At 37.1% G+C, this 606-nt stretch carries 2 pseudogenes; both read right to left on the reverse strand.

Annotated elements, in window-relative coordinates:
- Positions 1 to 300 (reverse strand): annotated as a pseudogene (locus ACS8FD_RS22370) (adenosine deaminase); the annotation flags it as partial.
- A 44-nt stretch (positions 301 to 344) separates the two neighbouring features.
- Positions 345 to 606: pseudogene (locus ACS8FD_RS22375) on the reverse strand (TPM domain-containing protein); the annotation flags it as partial.

Genomic DNA, 606 nt, shown 5'->3' on the forward strand with positions numbered 1-606 from the left:
CTGAGGGTCAAAGAATATCTCAGTATGAATAACATTGTCTTCAACACATTTTAAAATATACTCCCAAGTCAAATCATAAAAATCGTCTCTTGTGATAAGTACATTGGCACCAGCGTAATAAATATCTAAAAAAGTCTGTAGATTGGTGAAATTATAAGCGTTACGTACGTCCTCTATGTCTTTATAAGGAATATCTATGTTGTTTTTTTTAGCCAGCCTAAACATAAGCTCAGGCTCTAATGAACCTTCAATATGTAGATGCAATTCAGCCTTTGGTAGTTTTTTTATGAGATCAATCATAGTATTTCCTTATCTTTAATTGCTTATCTATAATTTTGTGGAAGCTACTTTAAAAAGACTACCGTATCAGACAGCTCATTACCTGCTGGGTCATGCTCTAAGTGGTAATACTGACGCAATAGTTGTCCTATCTCATCTAGTAGATCACTTAAGCTTTCTTCTGACTTTTTGTTGGCAATGCCCGTCACTGCTTTGTCACACATCGCACGCCATACTGTAGGACTGACATGAGCGCTAATACCACGATCTGCGACAATTTCCAGCTTATGCTCACAGATGTTGACATAAACCAAGACCCCCGTGTTT

Source organism: Psychrobacter sp. 1U2 (genome assembly GCF_051847575.1).